The organism is Serratia rhizosphaerae, assembly GCF_009817885.1.
GTDB lineage: Bacteria > Pseudomonadota > Gammaproteobacteria > Enterobacterales > Enterobacteriaceae > Serratia_B > Serratia_B rhizosphaerae.
This window is the reverse complement of record NZ_CP041764.1, coordinates 4,874,050-4,895,892: the sequence shown is the minus strand read 5'-3', so window position 1 is coordinate 4,895,892 and position 21,843 is coordinate 4,874,050. Positions and strand designations below refer to the sequence as shown.

General features: G+C 60.4%; 20 protein-coding genes and 2 pseudogenes. 13 read left to right on the top strand and 9 right to left on the bottom strand.

Annotation, left to right across the window (positions count from 1 at the left end; genetic code table 11):
* Positions 1–281 precede the first annotated feature (281 nt).
* Both dacD and FO014_RS22795 read left to right on the top strand, forming a co-directional pair.
* Complete coding sequence (gene dacD, locus FO014_RS22800; RefSeq protein WP_160031193.1) at positions 282–1,439, top strand: serine-type D-Ala-D-Ala carboxypeptidase DacD; 1,158 nt, start codon at positions 282–284, stop codon at positions 1,437–1,439.
* Positions 1,440–1,531: 92 nt separating this feature from the next.
* Positions 1,532–2,452, top strand: a complete 921-nt coding sequence (locus FO014_RS22795; RefSeq protein ID WP_160031192.1) for a LysR family transcriptional regulator — start codon at positions 1,532–1,534, stop codon at positions 2,450–2,452.
* Here FO014_RS22795 and FO014_RS22790 read toward each other — a convergent pair.
* From FO014_RS22790 to sapA, 8 genes and pseudogenes are all read right to left on the bottom strand, one after another.
* Positions 2,430–3,635 carry a CMD domain-containing protein gene (locus FO014_RS22790; RefSeq protein ID WP_160031191.1) on the bottom strand — a complete coding sequence of 402 codons (1,206 nt, stop codon included), beginning with the start codon at positions 3,633–3,635 and terminating at the stop codon, positions 2,430–2,432. The genes FO014_RS22795 and FO014_RS22790 overlap by 23 nt on opposite strands.
* 170 nt (positions 3,636–3,805) lie before the next feature.
* Positions 3,806–3,997 carry a hypothetical protein gene (locus FO014_RS22785; RefSeq protein ID WP_160031190.1) on the bottom strand — a complete coding sequence of 64 codons (192 nt, stop codon included), beginning with the start codon at positions 3,995–3,997 and terminating at the stop codon, positions 3,806–3,808.
* A 10-nt stretch (positions 3,998–4,007) separates the two neighbouring features.
* A pseudogene (locus tag FO014_RS22780) lies at positions 4,008–5,645 on the bottom strand (OFA family MFS transporter).
* Positions 5,646–5,896: 251 nt separating this feature from the next.
* Positions 5,897–6,712 (bottom strand): putrescine export ABC transporter ATP-binding protein SapF, encoded by an 816-nt coding sequence (gene sapF, locus FO014_RS22775; RefSeq protein ID WP_160031189.1) that lies wholly within the window; start codon positions 6,710–6,712, stop codon positions 5,897–5,899.
* Position 6,713: 1 nt separating this feature from the next.
* On the bottom strand, positions 6,714–7,706 hold the full coding sequence (gene sapD / locus FO014_RS22770; protein WP_105231037.1) for a putrescine export ABC transporter ATP-binding protein SapD: 993 nt from the start codon (positions 7,704–7,706) through the stop codon (positions 6,714–6,716).
* Positions 7,706–8,596, bottom strand: coding sequence for a putrescine export ABC transporter permease SapC (gene sapC, locus FO014_RS22765; RefSeq protein WP_160031188.1), 891 nt, complete (start codon positions 8,594–8,596; stop codon positions 7,706–7,708). The genes sapD and sapC overlap by 1 nt, the downstream gene beginning before the upstream one ends.
* Positions 8,583–9,548, bottom strand: a complete 966-nt coding sequence (gene sapB / locus FO014_RS22760) for a putrescine export ABC transporter permease SapB (RefSeq protein WP_160031187.1) — start codon at positions 9,546–9,548, stop codon at positions 8,583–8,585. Before sapB ends, sapC begins: the two co-directional genes overlap by 14 nt.
* Positions 9,545–11,200, bottom strand: coding sequence for an ABC transporter substrate-binding protein SapA (gene sapA, locus FO014_RS22755; RefSeq protein ID WP_160031186.1), 1,656 nt, complete (start codon positions 11,198–11,200; stop codon positions 9,545–9,547). The genes sapB and sapA overlap by 4 nt, the downstream gene beginning before the upstream one ends.
* Positions 11,201–11,415: 215 nt before the next feature.
* On the opposite strand from sapA, the gene folE2 reads away from it, so the two are divergent.
* The 4 genes and pseudogenes from folE2 to FO014_RS24120 all read left to right on the top strand — a co-directional run.
* Positions 11,416–12,345, top strand: a complete 930-nt coding sequence (gene folE2, locus FO014_RS22750) for a GTP cyclohydrolase FolE2 (RefSeq protein ID WP_160031185.1) — start codon at positions 11,416–11,418, stop codon at positions 12,343–12,345.
* Positions 12,335–12,895, top strand: a complete 561-nt coding sequence (locus tag FO014_RS22745) for an LbetaH domain-containing protein (RefSeq protein WP_160031184.1) — start codon at positions 12,335–12,337, stop codon at positions 12,893–12,895. The genes folE2 and FO014_RS22745 overlap by 11 nt, the downstream gene beginning before the upstream one ends.
* Before the next feature lie 10 nt (positions 12,896–12,905).
* A complete protein-coding gene (gene zigA / locus FO014_RS22740) occupies positions 12,906–14,093 on the top strand; it encodes a zinc metallochaperone GTPase ZigA (RefSeq protein WP_160031183.1) in 1,188 nt (395 codons plus the stop codon).
* Positions 14,094–14,361: 268 nt separating this feature from the next.
* Positions 14,362–14,541, top strand: a pseudogene (locus FO014_RS24120) (LysR family transcriptional regulator); the annotation flags it as partial.
* A 9-nt stretch (positions 14,542–14,550) separates the two neighbouring features.
* On the opposite strand, the gene pspF reads toward FO014_RS24120, so the two are convergent.
* Positions 14,551–15,555, bottom strand: a complete 1,005-nt coding sequence (pspF, locus tag FO014_RS22735; protein ID WP_160031182.1) for a phage shock protein operon transcriptional activator — start codon at positions 15,553–15,555, stop codon at positions 14,551–14,553.
* A gap of 184 nt (positions 15,556–15,739) precedes the next feature.
* Here pspF and pspA point away from each other — a divergent pair, with 184 nt between their 5' ends.
* From pspA to tyrR, 7 genes are all read left to right on the top strand, one after another.
* Positions 15,740–16,405, top strand: a complete 666-nt coding sequence (pspA, locus tag FO014_RS22730) for a phage shock protein PspA (RefSeq protein ID WP_105231045.1) — start codon at positions 15,740–15,742, stop codon at positions 16,403–16,405.
* Positions 16,406–16,507: 102 nt separating this feature from the next.
* A complete protein-coding gene (pspB, locus tag FO014_RS22725) occupies positions 16,508–16,735 on the top strand; it encodes an envelope stress response membrane protein PspB (protein ID WP_160031181.1) in 228 nt (75 codons plus the stop codon).
* Positions 16,735–17,094: an envelope stress response membrane protein PspC gene (pspC, locus tag FO014_RS22720; protein WP_105231047.1), complete on the top strand. Its 360-nt coding sequence runs from the start codon at positions 16,735–16,737 to the stop codon at positions 17,092–17,094. The genes pspB and pspC overlap by 1 nt, the downstream gene beginning before the upstream one ends.
* Before the next feature lie 50 nt (positions 17,095–17,144).
* Positions 17,145–17,390: a phage shock protein PspD gene (gene pspD, locus FO014_RS22715; protein WP_105231048.1), complete on the top strand. Its 246-nt coding sequence runs from the start codon at positions 17,145–17,147 to the stop codon at positions 17,388–17,390.
* Between the two features lie 80 nt (positions 17,391–17,470).
* Positions 17,471–18,868 carry a YcjX family GTP-binding protein gene (locus tag FO014_RS22710; protein WP_111737141.1) on the top strand — a complete coding sequence of 466 codons (1,398 nt, stop codon included), beginning with the start codon at positions 17,471–17,473 and terminating at the stop codon, positions 18,866–18,868.
* A complete protein-coding gene (locus tag FO014_RS22705; RefSeq protein ID WP_105231050.1) occupies positions 18,865–19,923 on the top strand; it encodes a YcjF family protein in 1,059 nt (352 codons plus the stop codon). Before FO014_RS22710 ends, FO014_RS22705 begins: the two co-directional genes overlap by 4 nt.
* 310 nt (positions 19,924–20,233) lie before the next feature.
* Positions 20,234–21,805 carry a transcriptional regulator TyrR gene (gene tyrR / locus FO014_RS22700; RefSeq protein ID WP_160031180.1) on the top strand — a complete coding sequence of 524 codons (1,572 nt, stop codon included), beginning with the start codon at positions 20,234–20,236 and terminating at the stop codon, positions 21,803–21,805.
* The last annotated feature ends 38 nt before the right edge of the window (positions 21,806–21,843 follow it).

Sequence of the window (21,843 nt, the reverse complement as noted above, 5' to 3'; positions counted from 1 at the left end):
CTGTGCCGAGTATACCCTGTCTTACCGGATACGTGTGGCCGGCGGTAACATCTGGCAACGTCTGATAACAACCGGAATGGATTTCGCGGCCGTCATGCCTGTTTCTTCGCCAAAACGTGACGCCGCCGCCGGCGGGTTGGCAAGGTTTATTACCGGGCAGGGGGAACGCATACAAATGGTTGCACTCTGTTATCTGCTGTAAAAGACTGGCGATTCCGCTGCCGCGTCGTTTGGTGCAGTCTAGCCCGCTTAAAATAGAATGATATGAAGAGGATATATTTGTGAAGCCTAGTGTATTGGCCGTTATATGTGGAATGTTACTGCCGCTGGCAGCCCAGGCGGCGGCAGCGCCCGCGCTGACCCCGCCGCCAATCGATGCGGCTTCGTATGTATTGATGGATTCGGTCACCGGCCAGATTCTGGCGCAGGATCATGCCGACGAGCGACGTAATCCCGCCAGCCTGACCAAACTGATGACCGGACTGGTGGTCGACCACGCCCTGGACCAGCATAAAATCAGCCTGGATGACGTAGTGACGGTTGGCCAGGACGCCTGGGGCGCCGGCAACCCGGTATTTAAAGGCTCCTCGCTGATGTTCTTAAAACCAGGTGACAGGGTCACGGTGCGCGATCTCAGCCGCGGCATTATCATTGACTCCGGCAATGACGCCTGCGTGGCGATGGCCGACTACGTGGCCGGCAGCCAGGCGGCCTTTGTACAGCTGATGAACCAGAAAGCGGCGCAGCTCGGGCTGAAAAACACCCACTTTGAAACGGTGCACGGCCTGGATGCGCCGGGGCAGTTCACCACCGCCGGAGACCTGGCGCAGATATCGCGGGCGATCATTCTGAGCGAGCCGGAGGAGTATCACATGTACAGCGAAAAATCGCTGACCTGGAACGGCATCACGCAGCAGAACCGCAACGGCCTGCTGTGGGATAAAACGTTGCACGTCGATGGCCTGAAAACCGGCCATACGGCGTCGGCGGGCTTTAACATTATTGCCTCCGCCACCGAAGGCAACCGCCGTATGATTGCCGTGGTGATGGGCGGCAAAAGTTCGAAAGGGCGTGAAGAGCAGGCGCGTAAACTGCTGACCTGGGGACTGCGCGACTTTGACACGGTACAGGTGTTCAAGGCCGGCGCCGCGCTGGGCAATGAGACGGTCTGGTACGGCGATAAGTCGCAGGTACAGGTCGGCGTTCAGCAGGATCACGCGCTCAGTCTGCCGAAGGGCGAAGTGCAGAAGCTTAAAGCGCAGTACGTGCTGAACGGCAAACGTCTGGAAGCGCCGCTCAAGGCGGGCCAGACCATCGGCGAAGTGCGCATCAGCGACGATGGTAAACTGCTGGAAACGCTGCCGCTGGTGGCGCTGCAGCCGGTTAATCAGGGCGGTATCTTCTCGCGGCTGGTGGACTACATAAAACTCAAAGTATAACTATTCCCTCCGGGCCCAGCCGCCGTCGCACGGGCCCGCTTTTTGCTGCTTAATGATATACTTTGTTCAGATATTATCATCCGAGCGAATTAATGGATATTAAGCAACTGATTTATCTGTGTAATCTTGAGCGCGAACGCCATTTCGGCCGGGCGGCGGAAGCCAGTTTCGTCAGCCAGCCGACGCTATCTATGCGGTTGAAAAACCTGGAGAAAGAATTGGGCGTGGCGTTGATCAACCGCGGCAATAATTTTGAAGGCTTTACCGCAGAGGGCGAACGCGTGCTGGCCTGGGCGCGGGAAATCGTCTCGGTGTATCAGGGGCTGAAGCTGGAGGTGGAATCGCTCAAGCACGGGCTGAACGGAACGCTGGTGATTGGCGCGGTGCCGCAGTGCAGCATCATGCTGGCGCAGTTGCTGAAATCGATCAGCGTCAAATTTCCCCGGCTGGATTTCCGCGTTTCGGTACTCAGCGCCGACCAGCTGCTGGAGGCTCTGACCGCCCATACGGTGGATATCGGCATCGGTTTTTTCGAGCTACAGACGCTGCACGAGCTGCATTTCCAGTCGCAGCCGCTGGAAGACAGCGGCGTCGATCTGCTGTTTCATCCGCAGCACTTTCCGCAGCTGGTAGGCGATACGCCGCTGACGCTGCGTGAGGTCGCCGACTTGCCGCAGTGCCTGGCGGAACCGTCGCGCTATTTCCGCCGCTATATCGATCAGAACTTCCGCGACGCCGGGTTAACGCTGCATACGCGGCTGGAAACCAGCTCGCTGCTGCAACTGCTGCAGGGGATTTTCGTCGGTTTAGGCTGTGGCATCTTTCCGCGCGGCAATTTACTGCCGGAAATGACGCCGCAGCTGCAGCGCCGTGCGATCGCGATTGCGCCGATGACGCGTCACGCGGCGGTGGTGGTGGCCGAGCCGGGCCGGGCGACGCCGCTGGCCCAGCACTTCTTTGACGCGGCCCAAGGCTGGCTGCTGCAGTCAGTTACTCCCGGTCTTCCGCGCTGACGCAAAGCGTATCGCCCAGGCTATAGCGCAGACGGTTCTCCCAGGCATACAGCGCGCTGGTCAGTATCAGATCCAGCGCCTGCGCCTGCGTCACGTCCAGCTGAAACAGCGGCTGTACGCTGTGCGGCGTAAACTTTTCCGGACTGCGGGTTAATGCGCTGCTGATCTGTATCACCGCTTTTTGTCGGGGATCCGCCGCACGCTGACAGCCGGCATCGATGCTGTCGCACAGGGCGTGCACCAGCGGCGGGTTGCGCAGATCGGCCGCCACGCTGGCGGCACAATAGCGGCTGCCGTTGATGCGTGAGGTGCAGAGCGCCGCCAGCGCCATCAGTCGACGGCTCGTTTCATCATTGCTGCCATGAATACCGTTAAATACGCCGTTGCGTTCACGCAGGGCGGCGGCATCGTGGGCCAGCAGCAGATAGTAATCTTCAGTGCGTGCGTCCGGGTGGCTTTGGTCCAGCACGTCCAGCTGTTCGGCCGCCGCTTCTTCGGGCTGCAGCGGCGTCAGGCGAGACCGCCAGAGCGGCGGCCGTTCGTCAAGGTGCAGCGCCTCGGCGTCCTGCTGGGTGGTGAAACCCGGCGCCACCGCAGCGGGCCGGCCCGCCAGCGCGGCGATGCCGGCGACCACCCGCGCCTGATAGCTGACAAAACCGATAATCTGCACGAAGGAGACGATATCCGCTACGCTCAGGCCGACGTCGCTCAACTGCTGCAGCGCTTTACGGCAGATCAGCGTGGGCTGGGTGGCAAGCTGGCGGGCGTATTGGGTGATTTGCGCTAAGCGGATATTACTTTCACGGGAGGCGTCGGGGCTGTCGAGCGGGGCGAGGCGGGAGGCGTAGTGGCTACACAGCGACTGCACGCCAGTGACCTGCGCCACCGTCAGGGCGGTACAGAGGCGATCGTATGGTGACAGTGTCACGTGACGCGACAACGCGATCTGTTCGGGAAACAGTACGCGGCAACAGGCCAGTGAGGCGCTGAAGAGCGGCGCCCGGGCGATCAGCGCCTGATTCAATGCCGGGTCGGCAAATTCGCCCAGCCCCAGCAAAAAGCGGTCGCGGATCAGGGCGGCCTGCGGCTCTAACGGCATATCGCCGCGTACGCTGCACTGGGTTTCATGATACCACTGGCTATGATGTTGGCGCGGTTGTTCCCTGAGGCGTGGACTCGTCATCAGTGAGATATCCTGTTGTTTAATCAACTCAACGTAGGGATATCTTCACTGATTCGAATAGCGAGATAAAATAATGTTACGTGCTAATCAATAACTGAAGGGAATAAAATATAATGTTATATCAAAAAATATCATATAGTTTGACATCTGGTGCATAATCCTCAGCCTCGCTAGCACCGCCAACGGTGCACCAAATGGGTGGCAATCACCAATGAGCCATAAGCGATGCCCAGCAACAAAATAAGCGTAATTAACCCGTCCGCCTGGGTATCGGTAAAATGCTGCAGATACCAGAGTGTACCCAGGCTAAGCAATATGCCGATAATCAGCGCCAGGAGCAGTATTAGCGCGATGCGTATCATTATTCTGCCCTTATAAGATGAAACGCGCGCTTTGCAGCAGGGTCACGGACACGCCCCACAGCAGCGGTAAGCCGACGATTAACCAACTCAACGCCACCCAAAGATAACTGCTGCGGTCGGCGTCCCAGGCCAGCGGCATCGCCGGATCGCGGCGATAGGCTGATGCGGCCTGCTGCAGCTGTTGCTCGCTCATGGCATACCTTGCCGATACCGGTCTGACCAACAGGTTGCAGATAAAACCGAGCACCAGCAGTGCCGCCAGAACATACAGGGTGTTGGTATAAACTTGCGCGGGTGCGGCACCGTCTGCCAATTGATATTCCCGCAGGTAATTGACCAGCACCGGACCGAGAATGCCGGCTGCGGACCAGGCCGTCAGTAAACGGCCATGTATGGCGCCGACCATCAGCGTGCCGAAAATATCGGCGAGATAGGCCGGGATGGTGGCGAAACCGCCGCCGTACATGGAAATGATAATGCACAGCGTCGTGACAAACAGAATGACGCTGCCACTGCTGCTGGCTAATGTGGTCAGTAGGTAGAGTAAACCGCCCAGCGCGAAGATGATAGCGAAGGTGATTCGCCGGCCGGCATAGTCGGACAGCGAGGCCCAGAAAAAGCGTCCGCCGATATTAAACAGGCTGAGCAGACCGGTAAAGCCGGCGGCGATGGCGGCGATACTGGTCAGCTGTGTGGCGTCCAGCTGTGACCAGCTCAGCGTCAGGCCGAGCAGTCGGCCGGCAAACACCTCCTGCAGCATCGGCGACGCCATGCCCAGAATGCCGATGCCGGCAGACACGTTCAGGCACAGCACCAGCCATAACAGCCAGAACTGGCGCGTGCGGCAGGCGGTAGCGACATGCACCTGAATCGCGCCTTGTGCGGCGGCATTATCGCCGGCGCTTTCCGGCGGCGGCCAACTTTTGGGGAGCCAGCCGATGGGCGGAATGCGGTAGCACAGTGTGCCGCCAAGCATGAACACAGCATAGATCCCCGCCAGGGTCAGCAGCGTCTGCCAGATGCCCGGCGCGCCGCCGTCGGCGTAAAATGTCATCAGCGCGTTGGCGAACGGCGCGCCCACCATTGCACCGCCGCCGAAGCCCATTATTGCCATGCCTGCGGCCATGCCGCGTTTGTCAGGAAACCAGCGCAGCAGGGTGGAAACCGGCGAAATATACCCCAGCCCCAGACCGATGCCGCCAATCACTCCCGCCCCTAGCCATAACAGCCACAGCTGATGTAGATAGAGGGCCAGTGCGGCCAGCAGCAGACCGCCGCACTAGCAGCAGGTGGCGACCATGCCCACTTTGCGCGGCCCTGCTTTTTCCAACCATTGTCCCCACAACGCGGCCGAGCAGCCGAGAAAGATAAAGAACAGCGTGTAAGTCCACCCCAGCATGGAGATGCGCCAGTCGCAATCGGTCGTGGTGAGCTGCTGCCAGACGCCATCGTCAGCGGGACAGGCCTGACCAACCATTTGCGACATCGGTAGCCAGAACACCGAAAAACCATAGGCCATACCGATACACAAGTGAATCGCCAGCGCGGCGGGAGGAACCAGCCAGCGATTAAAACCCGGGCGTGCAATAATGCGTTGTTTATCAAAAAAAGCGACTCCCTGAGCCAGGGTACTGTTACGTTGTGGCATGACGGCCTCCTGCCAGAATGAAAATGTTCAAATAACGAGCAATCGCCGTGCCAGAGAAAGGGGGGCTGACGGAGAAATGTGACATTGGTTAAAAAATAAACGATTCAGCGGTGTGGGAGCTGTGAGATTAATCGTGTCAGTGTGGTTGTGTCGGGGGCGCGTCAGGGGAAGATGATGTCAATTTGATACGGCGGATTCTCATAATGGCAGTGCCGCCGGACACGTAGAGCCAATCCGGCGGCGATGTAGTATCAGAAGCGTCCGCCGCCGTCGCGCCGCCAGGCATCGGCGGTCAGGGCCTCACCAAAGTGGCTGGCGATCAGCCGCTTGGTCAGATCGTGCAGCGGCGCAGCCAGTACCTCGGCGGTGCTGCCGCGCTCGACGATTTCTCCTTCGTGCATCACCAGCACCTGATCGCTGATGTGCTTCATCATTCCTAAATGCTGGGTAACGTAGATATAGGAGATGCCGTGCTTCTCCTGTAGCTCCAGCATCAGGTTGATGATTTGCGAGCGCATCGACATATCCAGCGAGGCCAGGGCCTCATCGGCGACGATCACCTTCGGCTGCAGAATCAGCGCCCTTGCCAGCGCTACGCGCTGCTTCTGGCCGGAGGCCAGCATATGCGGGTAGTAATAGGCGTGGTCCGGCAGCATGCCGACCTGGCGCAGCGTCTGGTTAATGCGCCGCTCGCGCTCCTCGGGTTCCAGATCGGTGTTCAGGCGCAGCGGGGCGTCCAGAATCTGCCCGATACGCTGACGCGGATTGAGCGAGGTGCTGGGGTCCTGAAAAATCATGCGGATGCGCTGGCTACGGTAGCGGTAGTCGCCGTAGGCCAGCGGATGGTCGTCGATCAGCAGTTCGCCGGCGCTGGGTTCCACCATGCCGGAGAGCATCTTCGCCAGCGTTGACTTGCCTGAACCGTTCTCGCCGATAATCGCCAGCGTCTGGCGTTCACGCAGGGTAAAACTCACCGACTTGACCGCTTCGACGTGCTGACGGCGGAACAGACCGCTGCGGTAGCGGTAGGTTTTGCTCAGGTTGCGCACTTCCAATAGCGTTTCCATCTCACTGTTCCTCCATATTGAGCGGGAAGTGGCAGGCGAACAGGTGATTCTTCACCGCACGCAGGCGCGGGGTTTCGATGCATTTCTTCTGCGCGTAAGGGCAGCGCGGCCCCAGCCGGCAGCCGATAGGCAAATGCTCCAGTGACGGGATCGCCCCCGGCAGGGTATTGAGCCGGCTTTTGTGCGGCAGCGAACGGCCGAAGTCCGGCATGGCGCGGATCAGCGCCTGGGTGTACGGATGATGCGGTGCCGCCAGCAACTCCTCGCAGCGGGCGCTTTCCACCGTCTGGCCGCAGTAAAGCACGTTCACCCGGTCAGCCCATTTGCTCATCATCTGCAAGTCATGGCTGATCAGCAAAATGGTGGTGTTGTTGTTTTGATTCAGCCGCGCAAGCAGGCGGAAAATCTGCGCCTGGGTGGTGGGCTCCATCGCATTGGTCGGCTCATCGGCGATAAGCAGACGCGGCTGGTTGGCCAGCGCGATGGCGATCATCACTTTTTGACATTCCCCTTCGGTGAGCTCATAGGGGAAACTGCCCATAATATCGTTGTGATCTTTTATACCGACGCGGTGCAGCAGCTCAATCGCCCGGCGACGCCGCCAGTTGAAGCGCTGCCACCAGTGGCCTTTATAGGTCCAGCCGGGGATGGCCTGCGCCAGCTGCCGGCCGATGCTTTCGGACGGATCGAGACAGGATTGCGGCTCCTGGAAAATCATGGAGACGTTGTGGCCCACCAGCTTGCGGCGCTCGCGCGGCGTCAGCTGCAGCAGATCGATGTCGTCAAAGCGCAGACGGTCGGCGGTGACGCGCCAGTTATCTTTGGTGACGCCGCAGATCGCCTTGGCGATCAGGCTTTTGCCGGAGCCGGATTCACCCACCAGCCCGCGTACTTCGCCTTCGCTCAGCGTCATGCTGACGCGGTCCACCGCCTTGACCGGTCCGTCGGCGGTCATAAATTCAATCGTCAGATTGCGGATATCGAGCAACGGCATTATTCCACTCCCGCATTAATGGCGCGGCGCATGCCGTCGCCCAACAGGTTGATCAGCAACACGCTGATCAGAATGGCGGCGCCGGGCAGCATCACCGCCCAGGGCGCGACATATACCAGCTCCAGCGAATCGCCGAGCATGGCGCCCCATTCCGGCGACGGCAGCTGTGCGCCGAGGTCGAGAAAGCCGAGCGCGGCGATATCGAGGATCGCCATCGACAGAGCGCGGGTGAACTCGGTCACCAGCACCGCGGCGATATTGGGCAGCACCGCATACCACAGGATCTGCAGGGTTGAGGCGCCGTCCAGCCGCGCCGCCACCACATACTCTTTTTCCAGCTCGTCATGCACCGCGCTGTAAATGGTGCGCACTATGCGCGGCAACAGCGCCAGCCACACCGCCAGCATGGCGTGCTCCAGTTTCGGGCCGATAAACGCCACCACCACGATCGCCAGCAGCAGCGACGGGATAGACAGCAGGGTATCGAGAATATGGTTCAGCACCGCCGAGCGCAGGCCGTGGGTCACGCCGGCCAGCACGCCGAGGATCACGCCGAAGAAGGCAGCGCCCAGCGTCACCACCAGCGCCGAGCCGAAGGTGGCGGCGGTGCCGGTCAGCAGCCGGCTCAGCAGATCGCGCCCCAGATCGTCGGTGCCGAGGAAGAACGACACGTTGCCGTAGCGCGACCAGGAAGGCGGCAGCAGCTGGTAGCCGAGGAACTGCTGGTCGAGCGCATAGGGCGCCAGCAGACTGCCGAGCAGCGACAGCAGCACCAGCGCAATCACGCCGTAAAAACCGATCATCGCCAGCGCGTCGCCGTAAAATATCCGCCAGGTATAGCGCAGCGGGCTCGGCATTTTCTTTTCGCGGTATACGTTATCGAAGGGCATACCATTCCTTATGTTTCAATGGGTTGGTTGCCGCACCCAGGATATCGGCCAGCACGTTGATGGTGATGACCAGCGAACCGACCAGCATCACGCCAGCAGAAATGGCGGCGTAGTCCTGCTGGCGAATGGCGTTAATCAGCCAGCGTCCCAGACCCGGCCAGCTGAAGACCACTTCGGTGATCATCGCCAGCGTCAGCATGGTGGAGAACTGCAGCCCCAGCTTCGGGATGATCGGCGGCAGCGCGTTGTGCAGCACGTGACGGCGGATAATGGTAAAGCGCGACAGGCCGCGGGTGGCCGCCGCCTTGATATAGTTCTGGCTGAACACCTCGTCGGTGCTGATGCGCATCAGCCGCACCACTTCGGTGGTCGGTGCCACCGCCAGCGCGGCGATCGGCAAAATCATATGGCGCAGCGCGCTGGCGATCATTTCGCTGCGGTACGGCGAATCGGACAGCCAGGCGTCGACCAGCGCAAAGCCGGTGACCGGCCGCACCTGATACAGCAGATCGAAACGGCCGGAAACCGGCAGCCAGCCCAGATGCAGCGAGAAGAACAGCATCAGCAGCAGCGCCAGCCAGAATACCGGAATAGAAAAGCCCAGCAGCGCAAAGGTGCTGATGGCGGTGTCCTGCCATTTGCCGCGCATCACGCCGGCGATAATGCCAAGCGGGATACCGATAAACAGCGCCAGGGCAAAGGCCAGAATGCACAGCTCCATGGTGGCCGGGAACACCTCACGCAGCTGTTCGTCAATAGCCTGGCCGTTAATGCTGGACACGCCGAAATCCCAGTGCAGCAGACTGGTGAAATAAAATTGGTAGGCATCCCACAGCCCGGCGCCGCTGAGCGGCGCGTGCGGCGTGAAGTAGCTCAGGCTGAAGCCTACCAGCGTCAGGAAAAACAGGGTGATAATCAGCAGCAGGCAGCGGCGCAGAGTAAAGATAATCACGGTTTTTCTCCCTCCGCCGTTTCACGATACACGCCGGCGAATGACGCATTGCCGAAGGGGCTGAGCACCAGCCCCTTGATGTCATAACGGTAGGCCTGCAGACGCAGCGATGACGCCAGCGGCAGCACCGGCAGCTGCTGCTCCAGAATTTTTTGCGCCTGACGGTAGCTGTCAATGCGCTGCGCCAGCTGCTGCGACAGCAGGGCGTTTTGCAGCGTTTCATCAAAACCGGGGTCGCACCAGTGAGCATAGTTGGTTTGCGAGCGAATTGCCGCGCAGCTCAGCAGCGGCCGGAAGAAGCTGTCCGGGTCGTTGCTGTCGGTGGCCCAGCCGGTCAGGGTGAGGTCGTGGTTCATCTCCATCAGCCGCGCCTCCTGGAAGCGGCCTTCTACCGGCACGATGGTGACGTGCACGCCGATCTGGCCCAGATCGGCCTGGATCAGCTCAGCGGTTTTCAACGGGCTGGGGTTATAGGACTGTGAAGCGGTCGGCACCCACAGCTTCAGCTGCAGATTGTCGACGCCGGCCTCTTTCAGCATACGGCGCGCCTGCTGCGGATCGTAGGCGGTGACGTGCGCATCATTGTCATACGCCCAGGAAGCGCGCGGCAGAATCGACGCGGCGGTCTCGGCGGTGCCGTAGTAAATCGACTGCATCAGACGCTGGTTGTTGATCGCCAGCGAGATGGCCTGGCGCACCTTCAGGTTATTGAACGGCGGCTTGCGGGTATTGAAGGCCAGATAGGCGATGTTCATCCCCGGCCGCAGCGTCAGACGCAGGCGCGGATCGTCGCGCAGAATGGAAAGCTGGCTGGCGGCCGGATAGGCCAGCACGTCGCATTCGCCGGTCAGCAGTTTCGACAGCCGGCCGGTGCCGCCGGCGCCCAGGTCAATCACCACCTGCGCCATACGCGGCTCGCCTTTCCAGTAGGCCTGGTTGCGCGCCAGGCGGATATATTGCCCGGAGCGGTATTCATTCAGCAGGAAAGGCCCGGTGCCGACCGGCTCGCGGTCTATCATCTGCTGGTCGCCGGCCTTGCTCAGGTTGTCGGCATACTCTGCCGACAGCACCGGTGCATAGTGGGTAGCCAGATGCCACAGGAACGAGGCGTCCGGCGCCTGCAGGCGAATCTCGACGGTATAGTTATCGAGCTTTTTCACGCTCTGCACCGAATCGGAGAACTGCAGGCTGTCGAAGTAGGGGTAGTCGCCACCGTTGACGTCGTGGTACGGGTGCTTGTGGTTAAACACCCGCTCAAAGCTGAATACCACATCGTCGGCGTTCATTTTACGCGTTGGCGTAAACCAGGCGGTGTGCTGGAACGGCACGTCTTTACGCAGGTGGAAACGATAGGTCGCGCCGTTGTCCAGCACCTCCCAGCGCTGCGCCAGCTCCGGAATCAGCCGGTAGGTATAGGGGTCAACATCCAGCAGGCGATCGTACAGCTGCGCCGCCAGCGTATCGACCGTCAGGCCGCTGCTGGCCATCTGTGGATTAAAGGTGTTCAGGATGCCGTTGACGCAATAGACAAAACCGCTCTGATGTACGTCCGGCAGGGGCGCCGGAGCATCAGCCGCGGGCGCAGCCGCAGCGGCGGCCATCAGCGAATTGCCCAGGCATAACGACAGGATCCAAATGGGTAAACCACGCATAGAGGCTTCATGGGTTAATAAGCGATAGCGTTAGTGTACCGTACTCTGGCGAACTGCCCAATTCTTCAGATAAAAACGTCGATTTTTCTGCGGCTTGATTGACCAACCGGGCGTCACGGCGCCGTGCAGGCGGAAAAAAAGACAAAATGTTATGTTATAACATATCCATTTCGTGTTACCGTTTTTGCCTGGTCACTAACAACTGCAGGGGAAACATGGGAAATACGGCTATGGCTCACCGTCAGCCGCTGCCGGATGTGCAGAGCGGACACGGGGAGATGAGCGATATCGCCCTTGACTGGGTGGGAATGCAGGGCATCGCGCTGCCGCTGGAGGTGGCGGGGCGTCCGCTAAATGCCGAAGTAAGCGTCGGCGTTAACGTCTGCGCCAACCGTGACGGCGCGCGCGGCATTCATATGTCGCGCCTGTATCTGACGCTGGATGCGCTGACGCAGGGGGAACTGACGCCGCGACGCATTATCAACACGCTGGCCGAATGTCTGCAGTCGCAGAGTACGGACAGCGATCGGGTGCAGTTGGAGATCGGCGGTGAACTGCTGCTGTCGCGTCCGGCGCTGATCAGCCCGCAGCGCGGCTGGAAAAGTTACCCGCTGCGCATTACCGCAGCGCTGGCGCTGCTGCCAACGCTGACGCTGCAGGTCGGCGTGCCTTATTCATCCACCTGCCCGGCGTCGGCGGCTCTCAGCCGTCAGGCGGCGCAGCAGCAGTTTCTGGTCGATATCGAAGCGGATGATGCAACGGTCGGGACGCAGCAGGTGGCAGACTGGCTGGGGACGCACGGCATGCCGGCGACGCCGCACAGCCAGCGCAGCTGGGCGTGGGTGACGGTCACCTTGTCCGGCGATGAAAAAGTACTGCCGGTGATTTCGCTGATCGACCGCATCGAGCATGCGCTGGGGACGCCGGTGCAGACGCTGGTCAAGCGTCAGGACGAGCAGGCGTTTGCATTGGCTAACGGCCGCAACCTGATGTTTTGTGAAGATGCCGCGCGCCGGTTGTATGACGCCCTGCGCCGCTCGTGCTGCTACCGCGCCTTCAGCGTGCGGGTGGAGCATCAGGAAAGCCTGCATGCGCATAACGCGGTGGCCCGGCTGAGCTGGCGGGAGGACGCTGATGCTGCGTAAAAATCCCAGCGGCCATCTGCCGCAGGTCTCCGCCCAAGCCTATATCGATCCCACTGCGATTATCTGCGGGCGGGTGATTATCGGCGATTACGTGTACGTCGGGCCTTACGCGGTGATTCGCGCCGATGAAGTTAACGCCGACGGCGATATGGCGCCGATTGTGATCGGCGCCCACTCCAATATTCAGGACGGCGTGGTGATCCATTCCAAAAGCGGCGCGGCGGTAACCATCGGCAGCTACAGCTCCATCGCCCACCGTGCCATTGTGCATGGGCCGTGCCGCATCGATGACCGGGTGTTCGTCGGTTTTAACAGCGTGCTGTTCAACTGCCATCTGCGCAGCGGCTGCGTGGTGCGTTACAACGCGGTGGTGGACGGCGTGACGCTGCCGGAGCAGTGCTATATCCCGTCCACCGAACGAGTCGGTGCAGACAGCGATCTGTCGTGCTATGGCCAGGTGGACCGCGACGCGCTGCAATTTTCAGAGGAGGTGGCCGCCACCAACGTCGATCTGGTGCGCGGCTATCAGGCATTACGCAACGAATTTTAGTGAGGCTGCCATGCAACCACTTCCGGTTACGGTGCTTTCCGGCTTTCTTGGCGCCGGCAAGACCACGGTGCTTAACCATATACTGAACAACCGTCAGGGCATGCGCGTGGCGGTGATCGTCAATGATATGAGCGAGGTGAATATCGACGCCGCGCTGCTGGCCAACGAAGTCACCCTCGATCGCCAGCAGGAAAAGCTGGTGGAAATGAGCAACGGCTGTATCTGCTGTACTCTGCGGGAAGATCTGCTGGTGTCGGTACGTGAGCTGGCGCAGGCCGACCGCTTTGACTACCTGCTGATTGAATCCAGCGGTATTTCGGAGCCGCTGCCGGTGGCGGAGACTTTTACCTTTGAGGATCAGGCGGGAGAGAGCCTGTCGCAGTTTGCCCGGCTGGACACGCTGGTCACGGTGGTGGACGGCGTTAATTTCCTTGAGCAGTACCAGCAGGCGGCAAGCCTGCAGGAAGTCGGGCAAAGCCTGGGGGAGGATGACCTGCGCAGCGTGGCGGATCTGTTGATTGAACAGATCGAGTTTTGCGACGTGATACTGATCGGTAAAACCGACCTGTTGACGCCGCTGCAGCTGGCGGAAGTCACGGCGCTGCTAGCCAGTCTCAATACCGAGGCGAAGATTATCCCGATCGCGCCGGGCACGCTGCCGCTGGACGAAGTGCTTAACACTCATCGCTTCAGCTTTGAAAAGGCGCAGCGTGCGCCGGGCTGGCTGAAGGAGTTGCGCGGCGAGCATCTGCCGGAAACGGAAAATTACGGCATCAGCAGCTTTGTCTACCGCGCCCGTCGGCCGTTTGCGCCGGACAAATTCTATCGCCTGATTAACGGCGACTGGGCCGGCGGCAACTTGCTGCGTTCGAAAGGTTTTTTCTGGCTGGCGACGCGGCCGCAGCACGCCGGGCAGTGGAGCCAGGCCGGCGGCATTGCCCGCTACGGCGTCGCGGGGTTGTTCTGGCGCGCCATTCCGCAGGATAACTGGCCGCAGGATGAGGAAACGCGGGCGCAGATTCTGGAACGTTGGGTTGAACCGTTTGGCGATATGCGCCAGGAGCTGGTGTTTATCGGTCAGCATCTGCCGCAGGCGGAGATGGTGCGCCGGCTGGATGCGTGTCTGCTGAGCGATGCGGAGATGGCGGTCGGTCTGGCGTATTGGTTGGAGATGGCTGACCCGTTTCCTGCCTGGTAATTGCACAATGTTGTTGTGGAGATGAGAAAAATTCTCAACAAAAAGCTTTACAGCTGATATTGAGAACCATTATCATCACCTCGCAGTTCACGGAAGGCCGCTCCCGCGGCGCTGACGTGAAAGGCACGACATTGCTCACATTGCTTCCAGTATTATTTTCAAGCCAGCTCGGGTGCTGGCTTTTTTTTTGCCTGTCGATCCCCATTTATTCGCGATGTACGCCTAATCCGCGTTGCCCGGGAGCAAGACCCGCACGCAGCGTCAGCGCCGGGATGTCATAGTCGCCGCCGTTCTGCCGTCGGAACGGCTGGCGCGCGGCAATGCCGCTCTGCAGGTGCAGGAACCGCCGGTGGCCGTACCGGGGTTCGAGATGGTGATGCTGTGGCACGAGCGCAGCCACCGCGATCCGGCATACCAGTGGCCGCGGGCGCATATTATGGCGTCGCTGACCTGGGCCTCAGGCGGACGGCTCTTCACCGGGCTGCAGCGCATGTTTCTTCAGCATGCCACGCAGCTGATGGTAGGTCAGCCCCAGCAGTTCCGCCGCTTTGCGCTGGTTAAAACGCGCCTGGCGCAACGCCTGCTCTAGCAGCCGTTTCTCCTGCTCGCTCTGCCAGCTTTTTAGATCCAGCGGCAGCGCGGGGATGTCGGCGGCCCGCGCTTCCGCGGCCGGTGTATCCGTCGGTGTGCTGCGGGCAAACGGGTTGATCACGATCTGGTCCAGCGCCTGTTCGCTGCTGCCGTGGCGGTATACCGAACGCTCGACCACGTTTTTCAGTTCGCGCACGTTACCGGGCCAGCCGTAGCCGAGCAGCGTCTCACGGGCGCGGGCGGTAAAGCCGGGAAACAGCGGCAGCGCAAGTTCTCGGCACATCTGGATGGCGAAGTGCTCCGCCAGCAGCATGATGTCCTGCTGCCGCTGGCGCAGCGGCGGCAGCTGCACCACGTCAAACGCCAGTCGGTCGAGCAGATCGGCGCGGAATTTGCCGGCCGCCGCCAGCGCCGGCAGATCGTCGTTGGTGGCGCACACCAGGCGCACGTCCACCTGCAGCGGCTGGCTGCCGCCCACGCGCTCAAGGTGGCCGTATTCAATCACCCGCAGCAGCTTCTCCTGCACCAGCATCGGCGCCGTCGCCAGCTCGTCGAGAAACAGCGTACCGCCGTCGGCGCGTTCAAAACGCCCCAGATGGCGCTTCTGCGCACCGGTAAAAGCGCCGGCCTCATGGCCGAACAGTTCGGAATCCAGCAGATTTTCATTCAGCGCGGCGCAGTTGAGGGAGATAAACGGCCCCTGCCAGCGGTTGGACAGGTAGTGCAGCCGGTGGGCGATCAGCTCCTTGCCGGTACCGCGTTCGCCAATCACCAGCACCGGTTTGTTCAGGGTTGCCAGCTGCGAGACTTGTTCTAATACTTCTACAAAGGCGTTTGCTTCGCCCATCAGGGGATCGATCTGCTCGCTCATGATGAAATTCGCCAATAGTTGGTGAAAATAATCACTTTACAGCATGGCGCGGCAGAGTCAAAAATAAATAGTCCTTTAATATCAGTGAAATAAAAGTTGGCACGCATCTTGATTATATCTTGGCGTCCGCAGTATGACTTAAGACGGCGCTGAAGACGCCACTGACACCAAGAGGAAGTGAATTATGGGTATTTTTTCTCGTTTTGCCGACATTGTGAACGCCAACATCAATACGCTGCTGGATAAGGCGGAAGATCCGCAGAAGCTGGTGCGTCTGATGATTCAGGAGATGGAAGACACGCTGGTTGAAGTGCGCTCCACCTCCGCGCGCGCGCTGGCGGAGAAAAAGCAGCTGCTGCGTCGTATCGAGCAGGGTGAGAAGCAGCTCGATGACTGGCAGGAAAAAGCGGAGCTGGCGCTGCGCAAAGATAAAGAAGATCTGGCGCGGGCGGCGCTGATTGAGAAACAGAAAGTGTCCGATCTGATCGCCACGCTGACCCATGAAGTGGAGACGGTGGAAGAAACCCTGAGCCGGATGAAGAGCGAAATCGGCGAACTGGAAAGCAAGCTGACCGAAACCCGCGCGCGTCAGCAGGCGCTGATGCTGCGTCATCAGGCGGCGTCGTCTTCCCGTGAAGTGCGCCGTCAGCTGGACAGCGGCAAGCTGGATGAAGCGATGGCGCGTTTCGAGCAGTTTGAGCGCCGTATCGACCATATGGAAGCGGAAGCTGAAAGCATCAGCCTGGGTAAAAAGAAAACCCTGGATCAGGAATTCGCCGAACTGAAGGCGGATGACGCCATCAGCGAGCAGCTGGCTGCGCTGAAAGCCAAGATGAACCGCTCAGAGTAACCGTTTTTTGCGGCCGTCCGGCGGCCGCCGTCCGATAACAGAAACCCGGCGTGCCGACGCCGCAGCGCGGCGTCCGGCAGGCGGGAATAACAAGGAGTTGAAATGAGTGCGTTATTGTTAGCCATTCCATTGACGATTTTTGTGCTGTTCGTCGCCCCGATTTGGCTTTGGCTGCATTACAGCAATCGGCAACAGAACGGGATCCAGCTGACGCATCAGGAAATGCAGCGGCTGGCGCAGCTGACGGAAGACGCCAAACGCATGCGCGAACGTATTCAGGCGCTGGAAGAGATTCTGGATGCCGAACATCCGAACTGGAGGCAGTCTTGATGGGCAATTTGCTGGGCAGTAAAAAACTGTATCGCGTGCCTGAAGAGGGCATGGTGAAGGGCGTTTGCGCCGGCCTGGCGCACTACTTTGACGTACCGGTGCGCCTGATCCGCGTGATGGTGGTGCTGTCGATGATCTTTGGCCTGTTTTTCTTTACCGTCGTCGCCTATTTCGCCATGGGCTACCTGCTGGAAGCGGCACCGGCGAGCCGTTTCGACGGCGAACATCAGCGTACGCCGCGCCAGCTGTTGGATCAGTTGGAGTATGAACTGGGCAGCGGCGAGCGCCAGCTGCGCCAGGTTGAACGCTACGTGACCTCGGATACCTTCGGCGTACAGAGCCGTTTCCGTCAGCTGTAATTGACGGTTGCCGCGCCGGACGCCGCCGTCACCTTTGCCGGAGGGCAGTTATGACCAGAGCAAACCACGCCGCCAACGGCGGCCAATCCGCCACTTTCCAACGAGGAGCTGGTGCAATGTTGAAGAGATTGTCTAAAGTCATCATCATAGCGTTACTCAGTTACGGCCCGGCGGGGGCCACCTCATGGCTGCTGAGAACCGTCAGCCGTAAACCGCTGCGCCTGTTGCTGGCGATGGTGCTGGAGCCGATGTTCCGCAAGGGGCTGAATAAGGCATTCGGGCGTTATACCCGCTAAGTCGCAGCTGCCTTGGGCGGTGGCCGACGCAGCCCCGCCGCAGCGCTGAGTGATTTTGGGTATTTATGCCAAGGAGAAGAATGAAACGATTAAAAAATGAATTAACCTCGCTGGTCAACCGCGGTATGGACCGCCATCTGCGTCTGGCGGTGACTGGCCTGAGCCGCAGCGGAAAAACCGCCTTTATCACCGCACTGGTCAATCAACTGCTGCATGTCCACAGCGGCGCGCGGCTGCCGCTGTTTTCGCCGGTGCGCGAAGAGCGCCTGCTGGGGGTAAAACGTATCCCGCAGCGCGATCTCGGCATTCAGCGTTTTACCTATGATGAGGGACTGGCGCAGCTGTACGGCGCGCCGCCGACCTGGCCGACCCCCACCCGCGGCGTCAGCGAAATTCGCCTGGCGCTGCGCTACCGCTCCAATGATTCCCTGCTGCGCCACTTTAAAGAAACCTCGACGCTGTATCTGGAGATCGTCGATTATCCGGGCGAATGGCTGCTCGATCTGCCGATGCTGGAACAGGACTACCTGACCTGGTCGCGTCAGATGACCGGGCTGCTGCAGGGCGATCGTGCCGAATGGGCCAAACCGTGGCTGGCGCTGTGCAACGCGCTGGATCCGCTGGCGGCGGCCGATGAAAATAAACTGGCGGCGATCGCGCAGGCCTACACCGATTATCTGCTGCGCTGTAAGGCCGAAGGGCTGCACTTTATCCAGCCGGGACGCTTTGTGCTGCCGGGCGATATGGCCGGCGCGCCGGCGCTGCAGTTCTTCCCCTGGCCGAACGTCGACGCCGGCAGCGAATCAAAACTGGCGCAGGCCGACAAGCACACCAATATCGGCATGCTGCGCGCCCGCTTCGGTTATTACTGTCAGTCGATCGTAAAAAACTTCTACAAAGAACACTTTGTGCGTTTCGACCGCCAGATTGTGCTGGTGGATTGCCTGCAGCCGCTTAACAGCGGGCCGCAGGCGTTTAACGACATGCGCCTGGCGCTGACCCAACTGATGCAGAGCTTCCACTACGGCAAGCGTACGCTGTACCGCCGCCTGTTTTCGCCCACCATCGACAAACTGATGTTTGCCGCCACCAAAGCCGACCATATTACCGCCGATCAGCACGCCAATCTGGTGTCGCTGCTGCAGCAGCTGGTGCAGGAAGCCTGGCAGAATGCGGCATTTGAGGGCATCAGTATGGACTGCGTCGGGCTGGCTTCGGTGCAGGCGACCGAGAGCGGCATGGTGGACCATCAGGGGCAGCGTATTCCGGCGCTGAAAGGCAACCGCCTGTCGGACGGCGCACCGCTGACGGTATTCCCCGGCGAAGTGCCGGCGCGCCTGCCGGGGCCGGCGTTCTGGCAGCAGCAGGGGTTCCACTTTGATGAGTTTCGTCCGCGCGCCATGAGCGTGGACAGCCCGTTGCCGCATATTCGTCTGGACGCGGTGATGGAGTTTTTGCTGGGAGATAAAGTGCGATGAGCGAGCCGATAAAACCGCGTATCGATTTTGAAGAGCCGCTGCAGCCGCCGCAGGAGCCGACGCTGCGCGCCGGTATGGCCTTTGACGAACAGCAGGCGGATAACTTCTTTCCCGCCGCGCCGGAGCTGGAAAAGGAAGAGGAAGAAGGGCGCGTTGAAGGCATTGTCAATGCGGCGCTGAAGCCGAAGCGCAGCCTGTGGCGTAAAATGGTCACCGCCGGGCTGACGCTGTTCGGCGTCAGCGTGGTGGCGCAGGGCGTGCAGTGGGTGCATCAGGCCTGGCTGCAGCAGGATTGGATCGCGCTCGGCGGCGGCGTTGCCGGCGGCCTGATCGTCGGCGCCGGCGTCGGCTCGGTGGTGGCGGAATGGCGCCGCCTGTACCGCCTGCGCCAGCGCGCCGAAGAGCGTGACGAAGCGCGGGAATTGCTGCACAGCCACGGGCTGGGCAAAGGGCGCGAGTTCTGCGAAAAACTGGCGCGTCAGGCCGGGCTGGATCAGGGGCATCCGGCGCTGCAGCGTTGGCAGGCGTCGCTGCATGAGACCCAGAACGACCGTGAAGTGGTGGCGCTGTACGCGCGCCTGGTGCAGCCGGTGCTGGATAATCAGGCGCGGCGCGAGATCAGCCGTTCGGCGGCCGAGTCGACGCTGATGATCGCCGTCAGCCCGCTGGCGCTGGTGGATATGGCGTTTATCGCCTGGCGCAATATTCGGCTGATCAACCGCATCGCCGCGCTGTACGGCATCGAACTGGGCTATTTCAGCCGTATTCGCCTGTTCCGGTTGGTGCTGCTGAACATCGCCTTTGCCGGCGCCTCTGAACTGGTGCGCGAGGTCGGGATGGACTGGGTGTCGCAGGATCTGGCGGCGCGTTTGTCCGCCCGCGCCGCGCAGGGTATCGGCGCCGGCCTGTTGACCGCGCGTCTGGGCATTAAGGCGATGGAGCTGTGCCGGCCGCTGCCGTGGCTGGAGGACGATAAGCCCAAGCTGAGCGATTTCCGCGGCCAGTTAGTCGGCCAACTGAAGGACGTGATGAAAAAAGGCGACAAGAAAGCCTGATAATCCCGCCGCCGCACCGTCCGGTGCGGCGCTTTTCCGTGTGGCGTAAGCCAACGTTGACGAAAGAACATCCTGCTGTAATTTCGTGATAATTATCCAAAAATAATCTTCGAGTCATGATAAATATCTGGCAATAAGCTAAAATGACGCGGATGGTGTTATTCATTTGCGATTAGAATCAATAACCACAATGATAAATCAGCGTTCTGTCAACTTTTGCTGACGGAACGTTTCTTCTGTCCGGGATGAGAGAGTATGATGAGCGCCACTCATCCCGTGTACGCAAAACCTGCAGATAAGGCCAATACTGATGCGTTTGGAAGTATTTTGCGAAGACCGTATCGGTCTTACCCGAGAATTGCTGGATCTCTTGGTATTACGCAGCATTGATTTACGCGGTATCGAAATCGATCCTATCGGCCGGATTTACCTTAATTTTTCCCAGCTTGATTTTGATACCTTCCGCGCCCTGATGGCGGAAATCCGCCGCATCGCCGGCGTCACCGACGTGCGCACCGTCAGTTTCATGCCTTCCGAGCGCGAACACCGGGCGCTGCGCGCGCTGCTGGAATCCATGCCGGAGCCGGTATTCTCCATTGATATGAAAGGTAAGGTCGAGCTGGCCAACCCGGCGGCGCTGGCGCTGTTTGGCCTGAACGAAGATAAAATCCGCAACCAGACGGCGGGGCAGCTGATTGGCGGCTACAGCTTCAGCCGCTGGCTGGAGAATGAACATGCCGCACCGCACGCTGAGCGGGTGGTGATCCGCAGTCAGGATTTCCTGATGGATATCACGCCGATCCACCTGGAAGATGAAAACCAGCAGCCGGACGTGGTCGGCGCCGTGGTGATGCTGAAATCCACCGCGCGCATGGGGCGGCAGCTGCAGAATCTTTCGGTGAACGATGACACCGAGTTCGACCATATCGTGGCGGTCAGCCCGAAAATGCGCCAGGTGCTGGAACAGGCGCGCAAGCTGGCGATGCTGGATGCGCCGCTGCTGATTGTCGGCGATACCGGCACCGGCAAGGATATCCTGGCCCGCGCCTGCCATCTGCGCAGCCCGCGCGGCAAACAGCCTTTCCTGGCGCTCAACTGTGCGGCGCTGCCGGATGACGTGGCGGAAAGCGAGCTGTTCGGCCATGCGGCGGGCGCCTATCCGGGCGCCGGCGCGGCGAAAAAGGGCTTTTTCGAGCAGGCTAACGGCGGTTCGGTGTTACTGGACGAGATTGGCGAAATGTCGCCGCGGATGCAGACCAAACTGCTGCGTTTCCTGAACGACGGCACTTTCCGCCGCGTTGGCGAAGATCATGAAGTGCACGTGGACGTGCGGGTGATCTGCGCCACGCAGAAAAACCTGATTGAGCTGGTGCAGCGCGGCGAGTTCCGCGAGGATCTTTACTACCGCCTGAACGTGCTGACCATCACGGTGCCGCCGCTGCGCGAGCGCCCGCAGGACATCATGCCGCTGACCGAGCTGTTTGTCGCGCGCTTTGCCGATGAGCAGGGCGTCGCCCGACCGAAGCTGTCGAGCGATCTGAACAGCTTCCTGAGCAAGTACGGCTGGCCGGGGAACGTACGTCAGCTGAAAAATGCGATTTATCGCGCACTGACCCAGACCGAAGGCTTTGAACTGCGCCCGCAGGATATCGTGCTGCCGGAGTTTGAGGTGGAGATGTCGCTGGGGGATGAGGCGATTGACGGGACGCTGGATGAGATCAGCAAGCGCTTTGAGCGCTCGGTGCTGACCCGGCTGTACCGTACCTATCCCAGCACGCGCAAACTGGCGAAGCGCCTGGGGGTCTCACATACCGCAATTGCCAATAAACTGCGTGACTACGGCCTCAGCAGCCGCAAACCGGCGGAAGACGCCGAGGAATAATGACGAAAAAAAGCCCGGGCTGACCGGGCTTTTTTATG

Bases quoted from the DNA above. Each gene is read 5' to 3' on its own strand.
- FO014_RS22795 (WP_160031192.1), top strand. From the start codon at position 1,532: ATGGATATTAAGCAACTGATTTATCTGTGTAATCTTGAGCGCGAACGC.
- FO014_RS22790 (WP_160031191.1), bottom strand. From the start codon at position 3,635: ATGACGAGTCCACGCCTCAGGGAACAACCGCGCCAACATCATAGCCAG.
- FO014_RS22785 (WP_160031190.1), bottom strand. From the start codon at position 3,997: ATGATACGCATCGCGCTAATACTGCTCCTGGCGCTGATTATCGGCATA.
- sapF (WP_160031189.1), bottom strand. From the start codon at position 6,712: ATGGAAACGCTATTGGAAGTGCGCAACCTGAGCAAAACCTACCGCTAC.
- sapD (WP_105231037.1), bottom strand. From the start codon at position 7,706: ATGCCGTTGCTCGATATCCGCAATCTGACGATTGAATTTATGACCGCC.
- sapC (WP_160031188.1), bottom strand. From the start codon at position 8,596: ATGCCCTTCGATAACGTATACCGCGAAAAGAAAATGCCGAGCCCGCTG.
- sapA (WP_160031186.1), bottom strand. From the start codon at position 11,200: ATGCGTGGTTTACCCATTTGGATCCTGTCGTTATGCCTGGGCAATTCG.
- folE2 (WP_160031185.1), top strand. From the start codon at position 11,416: ATGGGAAATACGGCTATGGCTCACCGTCAGCCGCTGCCGGATGTGCAG.
- FO014_RS22745 (WP_160031184.1), top strand. From the start codon at position 12,335: ATGCTGCGTAAAAATCCCAGCGGCCATCTGCCGCAGGTCTCCGCCCAA.
- zigA (WP_160031183.1), top strand. From the start codon at position 12,906: ATGCAACCACTTCCGGTTACGGTGCTTTCCGGCTTTCTTGGCGCCGGC.
- pspF (WP_160031182.1), bottom strand. From the start codon at position 15,555: ATGAGCGAGCAGATCGATCCCCTGATGGGCGAAGCAAACGCCTTTGTA.
- pspA (WP_105231045.1), top strand. From the start codon at position 15,740: ATGGGTATTTTTTCTCGTTTTGCCGACATTGTGAACGCCAACATCAAT.
- pspB (WP_160031181.1), top strand. From the start codon at position 16,508: ATGAGTGCGTTATTGTTAGCCATTCCATTGACGATTTTTGTGCTGTTC.
- pspC (WP_105231047.1), top strand. From the start codon at position 16,735: ATGGGCAATTTGCTGGGCAGTAAAAAACTGTATCGCGTGCCTGAAGAG.
- pspD (WP_105231048.1), top strand. From the start codon at position 17,145: ATGACCAGAGCAAACCACGCCGCCAACGGCGGCCAATCCGCCACTTTC.
- FO014_RS22710 (WP_111737141.1), top strand. From the start codon at position 17,471: ATGAAACGATTAAAAAATGAATTAACCTCGCTGGTCAACCGCGGTATG.
- FO014_RS22705 (WP_105231050.1), top strand. From the start codon at position 18,865: ATGAGCGAGCCGATAAAACCGCGTATCGATTTTGAAGAGCCGCTGCAG.
- tyrR (WP_160031180.1), top strand. From the start codon at position 20,234: ATGCGTTTGGAAGTATTTTGCGAAGACCGTATCGGTCTTACCCGAGAA.